At 39.3% G+C, this 19,247-nt stretch carries 17 protein-coding genes and 1 pseudogene; 5 read left to right on the top strand and 13 right to left on the bottom strand.

What is annotated here, in order from left to right; genetic code table 11:
* Window positions 1–51: 51 nt before the first annotated feature.
* The 10 genes from arsJ to seqA form a co-directional block, all read right to left on the bottom strand.
* The gene (gene arsJ / locus CWB72_RS01820; protein ID WP_138628807.1) at window positions 52–1,245 is read right to left on the bottom strand and encodes an organoarsenical effux MFS transporter ArsJ; all 1,194 of its coding nucleotides are present in this window, start codon (window positions 1,243–1,245) and stop codon (window positions 52–54) included.
* Between the two features lie 5 nt (window positions 1,246–1,250).
* Window positions 1,251–2,261 (bottom strand): ArsJ-associated glyceraldehyde-3-phosphate dehydrogenase, encoded by a 1,011-nt coding sequence (locus CWB72_RS01815; protein ID WP_138628806.1) that lies wholly within the window; start codon window positions 2,259–2,261, stop codon window positions 1,251–1,253.
* Between the two features lie 167 nt (window positions 2,262–2,428).
* Window positions 2,429–3,454, bottom strand: coding sequence for a proline racemase family protein (locus CWB72_RS01810; RefSeq protein WP_138628804.1), 1,026 nt, complete (start codon window positions 3,452–3,454; stop codon window positions 2,429–2,431).
* Between the two features lie 94 nt (window positions 3,455–3,548).
* The gene (locus CWB72_RS01805) at window positions 3,549–6,536 is read right to left on the bottom strand and encodes a TonB-dependent receptor (protein ID WP_138628802.1); all 2,988 of its coding nucleotides are present in this window, start codon (window positions 6,534–6,536) and stop codon (window positions 3,549–3,551) included.
* A gap of 260 nt (window positions 6,537–6,796) precedes the next feature.
* On the bottom strand, window positions 6,797–8,359 hold the full coding sequence (locus tag CWB72_RS01800; protein ID WP_138628800.1) for a dihydrolipoyllysine-residue acetyltransferase: 1,563 nt from the start codon (window positions 8,357–8,359) through the stop codon (window positions 6,797–6,799).
* Between the two features lie 9 nt (window positions 8,360–8,368).
* A complete protein-coding gene (locus CWB72_RS01795; protein ID WP_058029906.1) occupies window positions 8,369–9,346 on the bottom strand; it encodes a transketolase C-terminal domain-containing protein in 978 nt (325 codons plus the stop codon).
* Entirely contained in the window at window positions 9,346–10,563 is a 1,218-nt protein-coding gene (locus tag CWB72_RS01790) for a thiamine pyrophosphate-dependent dehydrogenase E1 component subunit alpha (protein WP_138628798.1), read from the bottom strand. The genes CWB72_RS01795 and CWB72_RS01790 overlap by 1 nt, the downstream gene beginning before the upstream one ends.
* Window positions 10,564–10,810: 247 nt before the next feature.
* Window positions 10,811–11,845, bottom strand: coding sequence for a succinylglutamate desuccinylase (gene astE, locus CWB72_RS01785; RefSeq protein ID WP_138628796.1), 1,035 nt, complete (start codon window positions 11,843–11,845; stop codon window positions 10,811–10,813).
* Window positions 11,846–11,916: 71 nt separating this feature from the next.
* Complete coding sequence (gene pgm, locus CWB72_RS01780) at window positions 11,917–13,554, bottom strand: phosphoglucomutase (alpha-D-glucose-1,6-bisphosphate-dependent) (RefSeq protein WP_138628795.1); 1,638 nt, start codon at window positions 13,552–13,554, stop codon at window positions 11,917–11,919.
* Window positions 13,555–13,563: 9 nt separating this feature from the next.
* The gene (gene seqA, locus CWB72_RS01775) at window positions 13,564–14,106 is read right to left on the bottom strand and encodes a replication initiation negative regulator SeqA (protein ID WP_138628793.1); all 543 of its coding nucleotides are present in this window, start codon (window positions 14,104–14,106) and stop codon (window positions 13,564–13,566) included.
* A 126-nt stretch (window positions 14,107–14,232) separates the two neighbouring features.
* On the opposite strand from seqA, the gene CWB72_RS01770 reads away from it, so the two are divergent.
* The 5 genes from CWB72_RS01770 to fur all read left to right on the top strand — a co-directional run bounded on the left by CWB72_RS01770 (window position 14,233) and on the right by fur (window position 16,666).
* Window positions 14,233–14,991: an alpha/beta fold hydrolase gene (locus tag CWB72_RS01770; protein WP_138628791.1), complete on the top strand. Its 759-nt coding sequence runs from the start codon at window positions 14,233–14,235 to the stop codon at window positions 14,989–14,991.
* An 86-nt stretch (window positions 14,992–15,077) separates the two neighbouring features.
* The gene (locus tag CWB72_RS01765; RefSeq protein ID WP_058029912.1) at window positions 15,078–15,299 is read left to right on the top strand and encodes a DUF2788 domain-containing protein; all 222 of its coding nucleotides are present in this window, start codon (window positions 15,078–15,080) and stop codon (window positions 15,297–15,299) included.
* A 2-nt stretch (window positions 15,300–15,301) separates the two neighbouring features.
* Complete coding sequence (ybfE, locus tag CWB72_RS01760; RefSeq protein ID WP_130253775.1) at window positions 15,302–15,580, top strand: LexA regulated protein; 279 nt, start codon at window positions 15,302–15,304, stop codon at window positions 15,578–15,580.
* A gap of 14 nt (window positions 15,581–15,594) precedes the next feature.
* On the top strand, window positions 15,595–16,122 hold the full coding sequence (gene fldA, locus CWB72_RS01755) for a flavodoxin FldA (RefSeq protein ID WP_058029914.1): 528 nt from the start codon (window positions 15,595–15,597) through the stop codon (window positions 16,120–16,122).
* A 100-nt stretch (window positions 16,123–16,222) separates the two neighbouring features.
* Window positions 16,223–16,666, top strand: a complete 444-nt coding sequence (gene fur, locus CWB72_RS01750; protein WP_130253776.1) for a ferric iron uptake transcriptional regulator — start codon at window positions 16,223–16,225, stop codon at window positions 16,664–16,666.
* An 80-nt stretch (window positions 16,667–16,746) separates the two neighbouring features.
* Here fur and CWB72_RS01745 read toward each other — a convergent pair whose 3' ends face one another.
* The 3 genes and pseudogenes from CWB72_RS01745 to CWB72_RS01735 form a co-directional block, all read right to left on the bottom strand.
* Window positions 16,747–17,166 carry a hypothetical protein gene (locus CWB72_RS01745; protein WP_138628789.1) on the bottom strand — a complete coding sequence of 140 codons (420 nt, stop codon included), beginning with the start codon at window positions 17,164–17,166 and terminating at the stop codon, window positions 16,747–16,749.
* Window positions 17,163–18,094: pseudogene (locus tag CWB72_RS01740) on the bottom strand (ornithine cyclodeaminase family protein). Before CWB72_RS01740 ends, CWB72_RS01745 begins: the two are co-directional and overlap by 4 nt.
* Window positions 18,095–18,103: 9 nt before the next feature.
* Window positions 18,104–19,183 carry a M24 family metallopeptidase gene (locus tag CWB72_RS01735; protein WP_138628787.1) on the bottom strand — a complete coding sequence of 360 codons (1,080 nt, stop codon included), beginning with the start codon at window positions 19,181–19,183 and terminating at the stop codon, window positions 18,104–18,106.
* Window positions 19,184–19,247 lie beyond the last annotated feature (64 nt).

The following is a 19,247-nucleotide window of genomic DNA, read 5'->3' as shown; positions in this document are numbered from 1 at the left end:
AAAGTGGAAGTAAAACCCAGAATCTAAGTTTCTGGGTTTTAGAAAAAGAGATTAAAGTCGTTTAGTTAACACTATGGCAATGCCTAACATAACTGACGAAACCAATAAGCAGGCGCTTAAGCCATAATATTGATACATAACACCAGACAATACAGTACCGGTTAAGCGCCCTGCTGCGTTGGCCATATAATAAAAACCCACATCCATTGATACGCCGTCACTGTCTGCACACCTCACAATAAGATAGCTGTGTAACGATGAGTTAATGGCAAATACAGCACCAAAAATTAGCAAACCACCAACAAGGATAAGCTCTGGTGAGAAACTTGAATCTAAACCTAATACTATCATTGCCGGAATTATCGCAAGAGTTGTTACCCATGACGCTGCTGATTGCTTACTTTGGCTTAACGCCATATTTTGGCCAGTAACTTTGGGCGCGTTTGCCTGTACTAAGCCATATAGAATGACCCACACAGCCATAAACGTGCCTACAGTACTACTTTGCCAGCCCAATTCACTGACAAAATAAACCGGCAATGCAACCACAAACCATACGTCTCTGGCTGCAAATAAAAATAATCTCGCAGCTGAAAGCCGATTGATTTGCGGGCTTTTTGAAAACATTTCAGTGAATTTAGGTTTTGCTTTTTTCTTACCTAAATCTGTTTTCAAACGCCACAGACTTAATAACCAGACTAACATCAACATACCAGCCATTAACCATAAAGCGCCTTGAAACCCAAACAAGGTCAGCAGCAAACCACCTAAAAAGAAGCCGACACCTTTTAGCGCATTTTTAGAGCCAGTTAAAATAGCCACCCACTTGTACAAAACACCATCAGCGTCTTCAGGCACCAGTTTTTTTATGGCACTTTTAGCACTCATTTTATTGAGATCTTTTGCAATGCCAGATAATGCCTGCGCGCACATGACATAAACAACACTCAACCACTCAGGGTTAATAGCAAGCATGACCAGTGCAAAAATTTGAATGGACAAACCCAGATTCATGGTTTTGTTCAAACCAAGTCGAGCACCTAGCCAGCCACCCACTAGGTTAGTAACAACACCAAAGAATTCATAAAACAAAAACAACATGGCGACTTCAAGTGCGCTGTAGCCAAGTTGGTGGAAATACAACACCACCAGCATTCTGATCGCTCCATCTGTCAATGTGAACGCCCAATAATTACTGGTGATGAGTAAATATTGTTTTATGTCATCCGAGAGTTTGGACAACATTTAGATTATCCCCACTTTTGATCAATAACATAACGAACTAGATCTGCAGTTCTATTTGCATAACCCCATTCATTGTCGTACCACAGATACATTTTTACTTGCGTACCATTTACGACCATGGTTGATTGGGCATCAACAACACTGCTTCTTGGATCTGTCTTATAATCAATTGACACAAGTGGACGAGTTTCAAAACCTAGAATGTCTTTTAGCTCTCCTTCTGCCGCTTCTTTCATCCAATCATTGATTTCTTCAGCAGTGGTCGCACGGCTTACTTCAAATACACAATCTGTGATTGATGCATTCGCCAGCGGTACGCGAACAGCATGGCCGTTTAGTTTACCTTTCAATTCAGGAAAAATATGTGTAATTGCAGTAGCTGACCCCGTTGTGGTTGGGATCAAACTCATACCACATGCTCTTGCACGACGAAGGTCTTTGTGCGGTGCATCAAGGATAGTTTGAGTATTGGTTATATCGTGAATTGTGGTCATTGAACCGTGCACAATACCTATTTTATCTTGTAATACTTTAATAGGTGGCGCTAAACAGTTCGTTGTACACGATGCTGCGGTCACTATATTGTGCTTTTCAACATCAAATAAATCATGGTTGATGCCATAAACTACGTTTAATACACCCTCTTCTTTTACTGGTGCAGTCACGACTACCTGTTTCACACCTTGATCAAAATAAGCTTGTAGTTTGGCTTTAGTTTTCATCACACCTGAGGCTTCAATCACCAAATCACAGTTTGACCAATCTGACGCTTCAATCGCTTTATTCTGAGTAACTAAAATAGTATGACCATTGATTTGCATAGTATCGCCTGCAAAATCCACTTCATGGTTCCAGCGACCATGTACCGAGTCAAAATTCATCAGGTGTGCTAGTGTTTCTGCATTGCCTGCTGGGTCATTGATCTGAATGATCTCAATACCAGCAGTATCATATAAGGCACGCATAGTTAGGCGACCCATACGGCCAAAGCCATTTATTCCAACTTTTATACTCATGTTTACTCCCAGAAATTAAACGAAGACACATCGATTATGGTCAACTTTCTTGAAAATGTGATTCCTAGTTTTGAAGAAAAAACTGTTAACCTCAAAATATATGGAAAATCATATATTTGATTTTCCATATATTCAAGTTTAATTTTCGTTCTGGTTTATAAAGCGGGCTATTTTAGGAAAAAGCCATGTTTGAATGGATCTGAGTCTTCTAAAACGAAGTTAGAAAATGCGGTGATATATGCAGTGCCAAATACTCGTGGTATTACGGCGTTGTAACCATGAAATTGTGATTCTTTTTGGATTGTTATATCAAAACTACTATCTACGATACTTTCAATAGTAACTTTGTCACCTACTTTTATTTGCTCTCTAGCATGAAGTATTGCGGCTCTTGCACTTACCCCAGTTCCTGTTGGGCTTCTATCAAGCTCACCATCAGCAAATATACACACGTGTTTACTATGGCTTTCTTTGTCTTTAATTTGAGACGACGAGTAAAAAATCACACCATATAAAAAACTCAAACTTTCGTCTTCTGGGTGTGAAAACGCTAAAGAGTCGTTAACTAACGCTTTAATTTCTTCTCCAAGTTCAGATAATTTAGCGGCATTTGCTTTGGACAACGAGATATCAAGCTTGTCTGCATCTACGTATGCATAATAAGCGCCACCAAAAGCAACATCAGCTGTAAAAGAACCGAGAGCAGGATGATTAATTTGATGATCGAGTTTCACTACAAAACTGGCGACATTATCAAAATACGCCTGCCCATTTTTATAGTAGGCAGTTACCTGCCCTGCTGGAGAGTCAATTTTTAGATCGTCTTTCTCTTTAAAATGACCCATTTTTGCAGCCAAAGTCGACAGCGCGATAATCGCATGACCACACATTGTACTGTAGCCCTCATTATGCAAAAACAATACGCCAAATTCACTTTCGATTCTTTCAGGATCACAAATAAGTGCACCATACATATCCGAGTGACCTCGTGGCTCTCCCATTACCGCAGTTCGCAAATGGTCTTGATGTTTTAAACAATCTAAACGCTTATCTACAATTCGTTTACCTTTTAAAGGTGCAAAGCCACTTTGTATTATTCTTAAAGGTTCTCCACCAGTATGCATATCAATACAGTCAATAGTTGAGTTACAACTGACATCTAGGTTTTTCAATTTCTTAATAAAATTAGTCATCTTTATGCCTCAAACGAAAAATGCCAAGCAAGCTTGGCATTAAGTGGATACCGAACTAAAACTAAGCTCGGTGCGCACGGGAATTTCAGGGAGATTAAAATACCATTCGTGCTGTAAATGACACTGAACGTGCAGATTGACGACTCGTTACCAAACCATAATCTGGGTTTAGCTCAATACCGTTATCGCCGTATATTGTACGTTCTTCATTAATGTTCATTGCTGAATCAGAGTTAAGTAAGTTATAGATTGATGCTTTAAGTGTTACATCATTACCCATTAACTCTGTGTAATAAGCCATTGATACATCTATATTCGTTACCCAAGGTAATGTGCCTGCACTACCACGTGGTGCAGGGTTACCGTTCTCATCATAGTGAGAAGCGTGGTCGTAGTAACGGCTGATACATGCATCCCAAGGGTTGCCTGCCGCACAGCTGTCAACATCTTTAGGGTGTACAGAGAAATAGCTTTGTGGACGACCTGAAGTAGTACGTGCCACTAAACCAGCCACTAGATTGTCAGTTACATTGTAAGAACCTGAAAATTTAATCGCATGGCGGTGATCGTTTGGAAGATTACCGTAGCCATGGTCCATTAAGTCACCGTAGTCATATGATGTTGTCCAACCCGGATCAGCCTGGTTATTATCAGTTTTAACTAGACCTTCAGTGTTACCATAGTTCTTAGACCATGTGTATGAAGCATTAATTCTAAAGTCTTCAGTCACGTTACCATCTAACGTAAATTCAACTGCGGTGTACTTACGAATAGCTGCTGGTAATGCAAGCTCAGCAGCACTCAAATTAACCACATCTACCGTACCATCACCATCGAAATCGTACGACATTTGAATTGCTTCACCTGGGTTGTTCAATACATAATATGAACCTTGACCTACGTTATCCGTGATACCCAATTCTGCAAGCTTCTTGGCTAATACTGGGCCCACATCGGTATCTTCTACACTGCGTCCTAAATCACGGTGAACAAAGCGAACACCTGCAGACATAGTATCGAAAACCTCTTGTTGATAACCAATTGTGATCTCATCTGAGTACATAGGTTTCAAACTTGAGGATGCGATAAGACCTGGCTCTGTGATACCACGTTGACGCCAGCGTCGATCTCGTAACATATCACCACGGCTTGGAGAGCCATCAGCTAATAATACAGGCGCACCATTTGCGTCTACTTCACCCATTTCATGATATTCGAACCACTCAACTGAAGCTGAACCTTGAGTGATGTTCATGTTTGCAGAAACTGGCTGGTAATATCGACCGAAAGTAGCAAAAACTTTTGCTGTACCGTCACCGTGTAAGTCATAAATTGCTTGAAGACGAGGTGAAATTTGATCTTTCATATCAACGTAGGCACGACCGTCTGATACTGTATTTTCAAATTCGCTATAACGAACACCTAAATTAAGAACTAGGTTCTCTGTAGCTTGCCAAGTATCATTGATGTAGAAAGCCAATGACGTTGAATCAGAGTCTACGTCACGTGTTCTTACACGTCTTTCAATGAAAGAGTCACCTTCTGCCGCACCTGAGATATCATCAACACCTGCGTTTTTGATTTCCCACCAGCCCATACCGTCGCCGATACCATTTTGACCTGAGCTAAATTTTACTTTTACTTTGTTATAGTCAATACCAAACTGTAAAGCGTGTTCATCTAAGTCATAGGTGAAGTCAACACGTGCTTGTTCACGAACATACTCTTCTTCAGAAACTGTTGATGTTGTATGTTGACTTAGTGTAGACCAGCCATCACGTGAATCCCATACACCTGGATCGGTTGATGCTACTACATTTTCAACATTTTCTGTTACTTGACCAATTACAGCTGTAACAGAAAGTGTATCAGTTAGATAACCGTTATAGTTAAAGCTATAAACTTTACCGCCATCTTCACCCGGTGCAGCAACCCCTTTTTGATCGCCAATAACATTTGTTTGCCAATCATAGACAAAGTTACTTGTGTCCCAAGTTCGCTTGTTATTCATTGCAGAGAAACCAATTGAATGATCTTCGTTAATGAACCAATCTAGTTTAGTAAACCAGCGATCTTCTTCACGAGACTTATCTGAGAATACTGTTTGCGTTGCCCATTCTTCCTGTTCACGACGTGGAGAAAATAGTGCGTATGCAAATAGCTTGTCTTCAATTAAAGCGCCTGAAGCCCATACTTGGAATTCTTTAAAGTCGTAGCTGTCACGTTGCGTATTCGTATCAATGGTACCATTTGACTGATAGATTGAATCGTGGTTTGATTCAAGGCTTGCAGGATCCCAGCGCATTTCAACACCGAAATCGAAGTCATTTTCACCAGTTTTAGACACGGCATTTACGATACCACCCATAGCACCGCCAAACTCAGGACTTACACCGCCTGTTTTAACTTGAGTTTGAGAGATAGCTTCCCAAGGTAAGCGAATTGAACCTAAGCCAGTTCTTATTGAGGCAACATTTAGACCGTTAAAGTAATAACCGTTTTCTGCCGCAGATGCACCACCAAAGCTTGATGCACCTTTAAAGTTACTACCACCAGGTGCTGCTGTTCCTGGTGCTAATAATGCGATACTTTCAAAACCAGTATTTACTGGCATCATGTTTAACTCTTCATCACTGAATGTCACACCAGATGTCGAGTTACTTAAATCAACTCGACGAATTGAAGCGCCTGTTACAGCGATGCGCTCAATATTTTGACCAGCTTGCGACATTTGTGCATCAATGATCATAGATTGACCAATGGTAACGTTTACATTTTCTTGTAGTACACTTTGATAACCATCTTTGACGATTGTTACGTCGTAAGTACCAACAGGTACATTACGTAACAAGTACTCACCTTCAGCATTGGTTGTCACTGTATATTTCAAACCTTTAGTTTTGTGTTTGAAAGTCAATGTTGCACCAATAATATCAGAGCCCGTACTTGCTTCGATATGACCCTTAACAATACTGCTACCGTCTACAGCTAACGTTGGCGCGTGCCAACTTAATGCAGCAGCGATTGCAGTCGCTGCAAGGCTTTTTCTAAGATAGTTACCTTTTTTATTATTGTACTTCATGAGTTGTCCTACTCCTGTGAGTTTTGCGTTTTTCATAATGACGCGTAACACAATACATACAATTTATATTGTATACAATATTTTATTTGGCATTTTGTTAACTTGAATATGTAACAAAATATACATTTGCTCATAAATTAAGAGTTAACAGGTACAAAAAAGAAATATCGACAAGGTAGGATTAGAATAAAAACGTGAAGTGGTCATTAACAAAAAACCCCGCACTTGGCGGGGCTTTACAAATTTAATTTGAAAATAACTTAACGCATCGCCATCATCATTTTCGCAGGGTTTTCTAGGTAAGCTTTCCAAAGGTTATTGAATCGAGCAATTGTGCCACCGTCAATAACTCTGTGGTCGCCAGACCAACTGACTTGCATAATTGCACGAGATACAACATTACCTTGTGAATCAAAACGTGGTAAGTGTTGTAATTTACCTAGTGCAACAATCGCTACTTCCGGCTTATTGATAATTGGTGTTGCGGTTGTACCACCAATTGCACCTATATTCGAAATTGAAATTGTGCCGCCCTTCAAATCATCCGGTGAAACGCGCCCTTCTCGAGCTGCATCAGTTAATCGCGTAACATCCTGGGCAACATCAACGATAGATTTACCCTGACAACCTTTGATATTTGGCACCAATAAACCGAGTTTCGAATCTACGGCCATACCAATATTGTGGTCATCAAAATAGGTGATCTCAGTGCAGTCGTCGTTTACTTGTGAGTTAACGATTGGGAACTCTTTAATCGCAAGCGAAAGTGCCTTAATAAAGAATGGCATCATGGTTAGCTTAATGCCCTCTTTCGCATATTGCTCTTTAAGCTCTTTGCGAAGCGCGATCAGGTCAGTTAAGTCGATTTCATCGCTGAATGTGAAGTGTGGAATAGTCGAGACCGACGAAACCATTTGTTTTGCCATTGCTGCTTTCATGCCACGAATAGGCTCTACACGTGTGCCACCTGAAGTAACAGCTTGAGATGCCTGCACAACTGGCGCATTGTTGTTTGTTGAAGCTGGTTTAGTTTCAACAACCGCATGATGCTTAGTCTCACCGCTTACAAACCTAGCAATATCTTCTTTATACACTCGGCCATTTTTGCCAGAGCCAGGTACCAAGTTAATGTCGATATCTTGCTCACGTGCTAAACGACGAACAGCCGGAGACGCGATTGCTTTACCATTTTTTGGTAATTGCGTTTTCACTGCAGTATTTTGTGTTTCTGCTTTTGCAGCTGGGTTACTTTCAGCTACCGAAGAAGTTTGAACATTGCCATTACCACCAGCTAAAAGCATTTGGAATAACGGACTATGAACTTGCGCAATTTCGCCTTTTTGATAATAAAGCTTTTCAACTACACCATCGTATTTAGCTGGGATCTGTACCAAGGCTTTATCTGTCATTACGTCACACACTGCTTGGTCTTCAACAATAGTGTCACCTTCGCTGACTAACCACTCAACGATTTCACACTCAACAATACCTTCACCAATGTCTGGCAGAATAAAGTCTTCTAAATGTGAACCTGAAGTATCTGATGATGCTTGAGTGTCATTAGCTACTTCGACAGGTGCTGCGCCCGCTACATCCATAGCAAAAAGCGGCTCATGTACTTTGGCAATTTCGCCTTTTTCATAGTGTAATTGTGTAATCACACCATCATGTACAGCAGGGATTTGTACCAAGGCTTTGTCGGTCATAACATCACATATAGGTTGATCTTCTTTTACTTCATCACCAACTGAAACTAACCATTCAACAATTTCGCACTCTACAATGCCTTCGCCAATATCAGGTAAGATAAATTCTTTTGACATGTCTAATCCTTAAAACTCAACCGACTTTTTAATCGCAGAGAACACTTTAAGTGCATCTGGTACATACTCTTTTTCAAGTGCAAGTGGGTAAGGAGTATCTAAGCCACACACTCGTAAAATCGGCGACTCTAAATGTAAGAAACATTCTTGCTGAATAGTTGCAGCAACCTCAGCACCAAAACCATTGGTGATCGGTGCTTCATGACTAATGATCAATCGGCCTGTTTTGGTCACAGATTTAGCAATCGTTTCAACATCCCATGGCAGAATACTGCGTAAGTCAATAATCTCACAGCTAATACCCGCTTCCTCTGCTTTTTCAGCAGCTTGCTCGATGATTTCCATCTGCGCACCCCAAGCAAGTAGCGTTACATCTGAGCCTTCTTTAACGACTTCAGCTTTACCCAATTCGATTTCATAATCTTCTTCAGGTACTTCACCAACTGAGGCACGATATAAACGCTTAGGCTCAAAGAAAATGACCGGGTTATCGTCTTTAATACATGCACGTAATAAGCCTTTAGCTTGGTAAGGGTTACGAGGTACAACTAGTTTCAAACCTGGCGTATGCGCAAAGTAAGCTTCTGGAGATTGTGAATGGTATAAACCACCCGCAATACCACCGCCGTATGGCGTACGAATTGTTAGATTGCCAACATTGAATTCATTACCACTGCGGTAACGGAACTTAGCAGATTCATTCACGATTTGATCGAATGCCGGAAAGATATAATCAGCAAACTGAATTTCAGCCAGTGCCGGTGCGCCAAAAGCCGCTAAACCGTTTGCAAAGCCAAGAATACCTTGCTCTGTCAGTGGCGTATTGAATACACGGTGCTTACCGTATTTTTCTTGTAAACCTGAGGTTGCACGGAATACACCGCCGAAATAACCCACATCTTCACCGAAGATACAGGCTTGCGGATGCTCTGCCATAGTGATGTCTAGCGCCGAGTTAATGGCGTGTAGCATGTTCATTTTAGCCATTATTTAATTCTCCCTGCAGTCACTGGGTACGCTTCTGGATGTTGCTTAATATGTTCTTTTAATTCTTCATATTGTTTTTGAAGTGCTGGAATTGGCGTATCGTATACGTCAGAAACTAGCTCTTCTAATGCTGGTTTTTGTACTTTCTCAGCAACCTTCAATGCAGCAAGTATTTCTTCACGGATTTTATCTTTTGCCGCTTCGTCTTCTGCTTCGTTTAACCAGCCTTGCTTTAATAGCCAGCTTTTGAATCGCTCGATTGGACAAGCCGCTCTGAATTCTGCTTCTTCATCTTTACTACGGTAGCCAGATGGATCATCTGATGTTGAGTGAGCACCTAGACGATAAGCAATCGATTCAACTAATACAGGCTCGCCCTGCTCTGCTGCAATTTTACGTGCAGCTTGTGTTGCTGCATACACAGCCAGTGTGTCAGTACCATCAACACGAATAGTCTTAATACCATAACCGACACCGCGCGCGGCAATACCATCGCCTTTAAATTGTTCATCAGCTGGCGTTGAAATCGCATAACCATTATTACGCGCGAAGAATACAACCGGTGCTTTATGCACAGCAGCCATGTTTAAACCCGCATGGAAGTCACCTTCAGATGCAGCACCTTCACCGAAATAACAAATAGTCACGTTATCAATTTCAGAAGCTAGTTCACCGGTTGCAGCATCGATATGATTCAATTTTTGACCATACGCATACCCTGTCGCTTGCGGGATTTGCGTACCAAGCGGTGAAGAAATCGTCATATAATTAAGTTCGTTAGAGCCATAGTGGATTGGCATCTGACGACCTTTACCTAAATCAAGTTCATTTGAGAACATTTGATTCATAAAGTTATCTAGGCTAAAACCACGATAAGCGAGCGCTGCTTGCTCGCGGTATTGGGCCATGATCATGTCATCATGTTTAAGCGCTGCAGCACTTGCTGTCACAGCAGCTTCTTCACCAAGACATTGCATGTAAAAACTAACACGACCTTGACGCTGTGCAGCCTGCATACGTTCATCTAGTAAACGAATGAAGCGCATAGTGCTATAAATTTTTAATGCTGTTTCTTTGTCTAGCTCTGGTGCGGATGCACCATCAAGGATTTCACCATTGTCACCGAGAATTTTTAAGGTGGGGATATTCAGTGCATGGCCATCAATAAATTCCAGCGCATGGCTGATATTTAGAGATATGTTATTCGGGTTAATCATAACCTACCTTCTCTTGTTGTCATTATCCATTTGCATGCAAATAACTACTCAAAAGTATTTATTCGTTCGCTATGTTGTTTTATGAATAATCTGTGCGATTTATGCAATTGGTTTAAATTAAACCTATCGACACTTTACGTTAACGTAAAGTGTTATTCAACTGATCATAGATGAATAACACTTAATTTGCATAAATATTACCGGAAAGAAAAGAATACGCTATGCTATTAGCTTTTAATTCAGTTACTTATATGAAGTTTTCATTAATTTGCATAGGAATAACGGTTAATAATGCACGTTGACCTAAGGCAACTTTAGCATTTGGGAAAATAATGGCTTCACCTTCAACTTCTGCAAAATACTGCTTTTCGCCGTCATTTGCTAACAACTCACCCTTTGCAAAGCCTGTGAAGTTCACTGCGCTGTCTGGGAAAGTAAAGCTAAATGCTTCTTGTGTTCTATTAATCGTTCTATACACTTCAAACAATTCAAAGTCTTCAGTATTAAATTTCTTATATTTGACGCTTTCTTGGCTAATTAATGCAGTCAGTGTTTGCTTGGTTTTCTCAAAACTCGCCATATCATTTTCACCAAAATGCTTAACCTGACCAAGCTCTATGGTAAACGCATCTGCTCCAAATTCATTTGAAGAAAAATAACTGAATGTCGTTGCCGGTGCTGCCATCATTAATACGGTATTAACGCCACACGATAACAAGAATTGAAGCTGTGACTTTTTCCAAGGCTCACCATTTAAAAACGGATAAACTGCAAATTTTTCATTTTTTGAACCACGGATCGCTGTATGTAAATCATAATGACAACGATAACGCCCTGCTTCTGCCTCATTAAAAAAGTCAGTCACATAACCTTCTAAGTTTTTCGCTCTGTCTCTTTCTGCATTTTTCACATCTCCTTTGCTATGTGATCCACTGAACAAGCGGTTTAGGTTTTCTTCTACAAATCGCTCACCAATGTTAATTGACTTTGGATTACCAAAAATAAACAGTACGCGTTGCTTAAGTTCTAACTTGCCTAAGATAATGTGTTGGATCAGTTCATCACAAATTTCAATGGGTGCAGTCTCATTACCATGCACCGCACTTGATAAAACGATATCTTTTGTTGTTTTTACACTAGGTGTGAATTTAATAACGCCCGTATCAAGTACTTCAACTTGCGTACCATTTGCAAGGGCAAATGAAGTCGGTTCTAAATGAAATTCGTTGTCGCGTGTAATCGATAAAAAGTCACCTGACTTTTTAAGTGTTTCAAGGTACATACTGTCCCCTTTTGTGAGAGTGTATAAATAAAAAAGCCATGCTTGAGCATGGCTTTTATAGAATAAACTGTTTAGCTAATTACAGAGTCAACAAGCGCTTTGGCCTCTTGTTCTAGTAACGCTAGATGTTCTTCACCTTTGAAAGATTCAAGGTAAATTTTGTAAATATCTTCAGTGCCTGATGGACGAGCAGCAAACCAGCCTGACTCAGTGACTACTTTTAAGCCACCAATTCCAGCTTTGTTACCTGGTGCTTCAGTGAGCTTTTCAACAATCTTGTCACCTGCTAGTGTATCTGCAGTCACATCTGCAGCACTAAGCGCTTTTAATTTTGCTTTTTGCGCTGCATTAGCGGGGGCATCAATACGTTTGTAAATTGGCGCACCGAACTCTGCTTCAAGCTCTTTGTACCGTTCTGATGGTGTTTTACCTGTTACAGCTAATATTTCGGCTGCAAGTAGACCTAATATAAAGCCATCTTTGTCGGTATTCCAAACTGTTCCATCACGGCGTAAGAATGACGCACCGGCACTTTCTTCACCACCGAATGCGAGCCACTGCTCACTTAAACCTTTTACAAACCATTTGAAGCCTACTGGTACTTCAAACACTTCTTTATCTAAAGATTTAACCACTTTGTCGATCATCGCTGAAGACACCAATGTTTTACCCACTTTAATGTCTTTCGCCCAATCACGATGAGTAAGCAAATAATCAATTGCAACCGCTAGGAAATGATTTGGGTTAATTAAACCATCTTTGGTTACTATGCCATGGCGGTCATAATCTGGATCGTTACCGATACCAATATCGAAGTCATCTTTTAACGCAATTAAGTTTGCCATCGCATAAGGTGACGAACAATCCATGCGGATCTTGCCATCTTTATCTAGAGGCATAAATGCAAAGCGAGGATCAACTTCAGGGTTTACAACTGTTAAATCTAGGCCGTACTTTTCTTTGATCACTGGCCAGAAGTTAATACCAGAACCACCTAGCGGATCGATACCGATTTTCACGTCTGCTTTTGAAATCGCTTCAAGATCAACAATATTGATTAAATCATCAACATAAGGTGTGATTAAATCTTCATACTTAATAAAGCCTGATTGTTTTGCTTTAGCAAAAGGAAATAACTCTACTTCAACTAAATCTTCTAGTAATAACTGATTGGCTCTGTCTTCAATCCATTTGGTGATATCTGTATCTGCAGGACCACCATTTGGTGGATTATATTTAAAGCCACCATCTTCAGGTGGATTGTGCGAAGGGGTAACAACAATACCATCACTTAATTCATGAGGATGTGCTTTGTTATAGCAAACCACCGCATGGCTAATCACAGGTGTTGGCGTGTAATCATCATTTTCTTGCGTAATGACTTGCACTTCATTAGCAACTAATACTTCAATTGCAGAATTAAATGCTGCTTCTGATAGCGCATGAGTATCTTTACCTAAAAATAATGGGCCAAAGATATTATTCGCTTTTCGATAATCACAAATTGCTTGAGTAATAGCTAGAATATGAGATTCATTAAACTTAACATTCAACGAACATCCACGGTGACCTGATGTGCCAAAAGCAACACATTGCTCAGGGTTTTGTTCTAAATCTGGTTCATTTAGATAATAAGCCGAGACAAGTTTTGGAATATTCACTAATGTGTCGTGTTTCGCTGGTTTGCCAGCACCCGAATGAATTGACATAGTACGTCCTTATAGGTAATCGCGAATGGTTTCAGCTTCAGATTCTTTATACCCTAAACCCAGAGCAACCTCGTGTAACATCATTTTCTTACGCGTAGTATTAGAGTTGGTCATGACCCAATATTCACTTTCTGCAATATTCTTCGGGTTCATACTGCTGCCACTTTCTAATAAGGCTTCTTTGCTTTTAGCAAAATAAATTCTATCTCTACCTTTGATCTCAAGTACTGAGTCAAAGCTTTCTTTATGCGTGCGATGTAATGCACTTAAAATAAACAAGAAGCGGCCGACTACACCTTTTTGCATAGCGAGCTCTTCTTTATTAAGAATATTAAATACGTTAGCAGTTCTAGAGGTCAGTTTTGTGACGCTCTGCTCTACAACTTGCTCTGACTGTTCTTGTTTTTCTTCAACAACGCCATTATTTTGAGCTGATTCACTAGGAGAGAGTTTTAATAAACGACGGAGTATGTCTGAGGCACTTTCACCAATGCTTTGCGTATTACTGGCAATATATTGATAAAGCTCGTCATCTATTTCTATTTTTTTCATGCTTTTCCTGTCATTACTGATTTTGGTGCATCACGAGGATTATATAATGAAATGCTTCAATAGACTATGCCTTTGCAATTCGTGATTACACTGGCAAAATTACCGCATAATGTCTTGGAGTGCAAAATGCAATTAAATTATAAACAAACAGGTCAAGGACCAGTAGTCGTCATTATGCATGGTCTGTTTGGATCATTAGAAAATTTGAATATCATAGCAAAAGCGCTATCGGAGTCTTTTACTGTTATAAACGTAGACTTAAGAAATCACGGCTCATCATTTCATGACGTTGAAATGTCATATCCAGCAATGGCAAATGATGTGTTGTCATTATTAAGTGATTTAAACATAGAGAAAGCGCATATCATTGGTCATTCTATGGGCGGTAAAGTCGCCATGCAATTGGCAATGCTAAATAACGACATTGTTGATAAGCTCGTTGTGTTAGACATTGCTCCAGTAAATTATCACCCTCGTCATGATAAAATAATACAAGCTCTGCAGACTATTGATAATGCATCTGTAAAATCTAGAGCTGAAGCTGACACTTTAATGAAAAATTATATCGAAGAAATGGGGGTTAGACAGTTTCTTTTAAAAAGTCTCACTAAAGTTGAAACAGGCTATCAGTGGAAGTTTAACCTAGACACGATTGTTGATAACTATTCAAAAATCATTTCAAATATTAATGAGACTCATTCTTGCTCATGTGCTACCTTATTTATTAAGGGTAATGACTCTGATTATATATTAGCAGAACATCGTGAAGCGATCGTGTCTTTGTTTCCAAATTCAAAGGCTAAAGTCATTCATGGTGCTGGTCATTGGTTACACGCTGAAAAACCAGCTGCAGTCAATCGTTCAATTATTGATTTTCTTCAATAATTCACGAGTTTTTAAAAAAGCACTATTAAATTATGATACTCGGTTATGGTATAGTACCTGCCGTTTAAATATTAGTTAGAGCAAGTATGGCCAATCAGTATATTCAACAGTTTGAAACCATGGGACTGTATTTCGGTTTAGCTGGCATTTTCTTCTTTATTGGAATGGCAATAAATGACGTTCTTAAAAAAGGTGATGTGCCAAAATTTGGTCGATATATTGTTTGGCTCGTATTATTTTTAGGTTGCTCTGGTTTTATCGCTAAAGGGCTAATTCAAGCTTTTTGGCAAGGCGCTGGCGTAGGATAAACATGGCCAAGTCTGAAACCGATCGTACAACGATCGATCTTTTTGAAAATGAAAAACGTCCTGGTCGACCTAAAACCAACCCACTGCCACGTGAAGTGCAGTTAAAGGTTAATAAAAGAAACCAGATCAAACGTGATAGAGCGAGAGGGTTAAAACGTGTTGAGTTTAAAGTATCATCAGAGCTTTACGATGCTTTAAGTGATATGGCTCAAGCGCAAAATATCAGTCGAAGTGCACTGATAGAAACCATCTTGCAAGAGAAATTAGCGAATAATAGATAGAAGGTAAGTATTACATGGCAAGCGTAGGTATTTTTTTCGGTAGCGATACTGGTAACACTGAGCACGTTGCTAAGATGATTCAAAAAGAGCTTGGTAAAAAGCTTGTTGATGTAAAAGACATCGCTAAAAGTAGTAAAGAAGAAATTGCTGAGTTTGATTTAATCTTGTTCGGTATTCCAACTTGGTACTATGGTGAAGCCCAATGCGATTGGGATGATTTTTTCCCTGAACTAGAAGAAGTCGATTTCGAAGGTAAACTTGTTGCAATCTTTGGCTGTGGTGACCAAGAAGATTACGCTGAGTATTTCTTAGACGCGATGGGCATGATCAATGACATCGTTACTGAGCGTGGTGCGATTGTAGTAGGTCACTGGTCAACTGAAGGCTATGATTTTGAAGCATCTAAAGCGATGGCTGATGACAATCACTTCGTCGGCTTAGGTATCGACGAAGACCGTCAACCAGAGCTAACAGAACAACGTGTGAAAGCTTGGTGTGCACAAGTATTTGATGAAATGTGTTTAAGTGAACTAGTAGACTAGTAATAAATTTTGCACTAAGTCAAAATGCGCGTTACCTTTAGTACTGAATGTCGTGCTCAATACTAGAGAAAAATAAAATAAATAATTTACTGAGACAGATATGACTGATCATAACTTAGAGTTAAAGAAAGCAGGGTTAAAAGTTACTTTGCCACGTATTAAAATTTTAGAAATCTTACAGTCACCTGACAATCAACATATCAGTGCTGAAGATGTGTACAAAATTTTATTAGACAAAGGTGAAGAAATTGGTCTTGCGACTGTATACCGAGTTTTAAACCAGTTTGATGATGCAGGCATTGTCACCCGCCATCACTTTGAGGGTGGTAAATCTGTTTTTGAATTAGCTGGCAGTACTCATCACGATCATTTAGTTTGCTTAAAATGCGGTCGTGTAATCGAGTTTGAAGATGACGTTATTGAAACTCGCCAGGTTGAGATTGCTACGCAAAATGGCATTAAGCTTACTAACCACTCTCTATACCTTTATGGTGAGTGTGTTGATACAGACGCATGTAAAAAATACGCGGATGAAAATAGCTAATTACGCTGTTTACCAAATATAAAAAAACCGACTTCAGTCGGTTTTTTTATATTTATAATAAGTCAAAATAAAACTTTAAGTTAATTAACCAATCCTTTTGGCGTGATTGCAATCATAATCAAGCAAATCAGAAGCATTAGAGATAACGTAACCCATAACTTTGCAAACTTTGTTTGTTGACAAACATTATGGTAACACTGCTTTGGATTATCAGGATCTATCAATATAAAAGTCGCTTCTTCAGCTTTAAAAGAATTATATATATCGGTTCTGAATGAGGTTTGACAACAAAAGCTTTCATCATTGAACGTAAACTCCACCAGCAAACTAGACTCACTTAACATTTCAAGTGGTCCCGCTTTATGTTGTTTTACTTTAACAAGGTTGTCTACTTGTACTTGCCGCCATACTCGTTTTTTTAGCTGCTTTTTCTTACTTTGCCACATCACATAAATAGCTAAGAAGAATAATAAAGCAGCCAATATACTTAACCAAATCATAATTGTGACTTAAACACTAGATTTGCTGTCAGTAAATCACTTAATGCAGTCCCAACAGATTTAAACAATGTAATGTCATCAGAACGACGCATTTCTAATTCATGAAATTGGCTTAACTCAGCAACTACTTTTTGCTCAGAAAACACACCCTCAGCGATGGGGATTAGTAACTCTCCTGCCTCGTTCAATACATTCTTTTTACTATCAACAAATACTTTTGAACGGATCACGCTCTTGGTATCACATTCTCTGAATTTTTTATGATGATTGCCTATTAGATCAATGTGAGTTCCTTCACTTAGCCAATTACCATCAAATAGAGGGATATGTGAACCTGTGCCGCAACTTATAATGTCTGCAGAACGAATCGTAGCTTCATCCGATTTACCTACTAAAAATTCAATATTTGGATATTTAGATTTCATGCTCGATTGTAAGCTTTGAGCTTTATCATGATTACGAGCAATGATCGTTACTTTTTCAATATTTCGCACGCTGATATGTGCACCGATCATATAAGTAGATAAATTACCTGTACCAAAAAATATAAGGTGTTTACTATTTACCCTGGATAAATATTGACTAGCCAATGCAGAAACTGCAGCAGTTCGCCACAAGGTGACACTCGTACCATCAACTAATGCTAAAGGTTCTCCATGCGACCTATTAAACAACATGATTTTAGAATATAAGCTTTTATAGCCATGATCTGAATTAGATGGAAAATAAGTAAAAGATTTTACACCTATCACTTCGTCATTCCATGCAGGAAGCACTGCAAAGGCGTCGTGATTGCTTTCATTTTCAGATAATTCAAAGACCTGCCTAGTAGGTGTGCCAGCAGGTTTTGCAAATCCTTTTTTAATGCGTTAATCACTTTATCAAAGTTAAGGCATTGGTGTACTTGTTGTTCTGATATGATTTTCATTAATTAACCTTAATTGATTACAAACGATTTAGATGCATGTGTTAAAAATTCAAAGCCCGATTCAGTTATAAGTACATCGTCTTCTATTCGTACTCCACCTACTTGAGGAATATATACGCCTGGCTCAATGGTGATAATGTTGCCAGCTTCTAATTTGTAGTTTGTGTTCGGATTTATAAAAGGGACTTCATGTAAGGCTAAACCGACCCCGTGCCCTAACCCTTTACCCGCATAATCTCCATACCCGGCTTCGGTCAGTATCTTAGTGGATATATTGTTTAATGCTTGGCAATCTAAGCCCGCTTTTAAACTATTAAGAGATGTAATTTGACATGATAACACTGCATCATACATATCTTGTTGGCGAGAGTTCGCTTCACCAAAAACATATGTTCGAGTCATATCAGAACGATAGCCATTAATGACTGCACCAAAATCAACTAGTAGCAGATCACCATATTTAAGTTGGGTTTCACCCGGCTTTCCATGTGGAAGTGCACTGCGTTGTGCAAATAATAATATCGTATCGAAGCTAACACCATCTGAGCCTAACTTCTTCATTTTATAATCTAGCTCAGTCGCTAAATCCAATTCTGTGACGCCAACTGAGATCTGGGTAAGTAAATCGCTTAAAGCAAGATCCGCGATAGCTGCCGCTTTTTTTATCGAGGCAATTTCGTATTCATCTTTCACCATTCTTAATTTTTCAACACTACCATCTAATGGAGAAATACTATCTAAGTTTAGATGTTTCTCTATGGATGACCAAAGCGCGACGTTAATAGAAATACTTTCAAAAGCCGTTTTACCTTTTGGTAGAAGGCGTTTGATGCATGCCCCTAAAGACTCAGTATCTCTATCCCTGCAAATCAATTCACAACCAAAACTTTCAGTCTTGGCTCTTTCAAAATATCTATAATCCGTTATGAGCCAAAAACCTTTCGAAGAAACAATTAAGTAGGCTGCATTACCACTATAGCCCGTTAAATAAAGAATATTTTCGTAATTAAAAACCAACAAATTTTCAATATCTTGCTCTTGTAAAATATCAAGCAAGTGTTGCTGACGCTGAATATATCTAGTTAGCATTGCAGTTATTTCATGACCAAATCATAGGCATAAAATAACTCAAACCATTATTGTATACAATATC

Source organism: Pseudoalteromonas phenolica (genome assembly GCF_005886345.1).
GTDB classification, from domain to species: domain Bacteria; phylum Pseudomonadota; class Gammaproteobacteria; order Enterobacterales; family Alteromonadaceae; genus Pseudoalteromonas; species Pseudoalteromonas phenolica_A.
Note: the sequence above shows the minus strand (reverse complement) of the source record. Positions and strands in the feature narration are given on the sequence as shown.